1 protein-coding gene is annotated in these 428 nt (G+C 40.9%); it reads right to left on the bottom strand.

What is annotated here, in order from left to right; all coding sequences use genetic code 11:
• On the bottom strand, positions 1-428 hold a 428-nt coding region (locus tag KH893_RS12420), incomplete at both ends, for a DUF711 family protein (protein WP_281166352.1).

The raw sequence follows: 428 nt of genomic DNA, 5'->3' as shown, positions 1-428 counted from the left end.
GTCCTCGGAGACACCGTGAAAAGCTCCAGCCATAAAAGGATTATCTTCGACAGCATTAGCAAAAACCACTAACTTGGCATTTCCCAATGGATCTACTTCGGAAATTCGTTTAATTGTCCTACCCATTTTTCCAATCGCGTTTAAATTAATGCCTGCTTTAGTTGAAGCAACATTGACACTCGACATCAAAAGTTTAGTCGTACTCAAAACTTCCGGAAGGCTATCAATCAACATTTTTTCAGGTGGGGTACTCCCTTTTTGGATCAAGGCCGAATAGCCACCAAGAAAATCAACGCCAACATCGGCAGCAGCCTGATCAAGGGCATGAGCTATTTTTATCAAACCATCATAATCTGTATTACCAGCTAACAAAGAAACAGGTGTTACGGAAATTCGCTTATTAACAATCGGTACTCCAAAATCTCGTT

This window comes from Liquorilactobacillus sicerae, from assembly GCF_029916425.1.
Classification (GTDB): Bacteria; Bacillota; Bacilli; order Lactobacillales; family Lactobacillaceae; genus Liquorilactobacillus; species Liquorilactobacillus sicerae.
The sequence above is the reverse complement of the archived record's forward strand: the minus strand, read 5'-3'. Positions and strand labels throughout refer to the sequence as shown.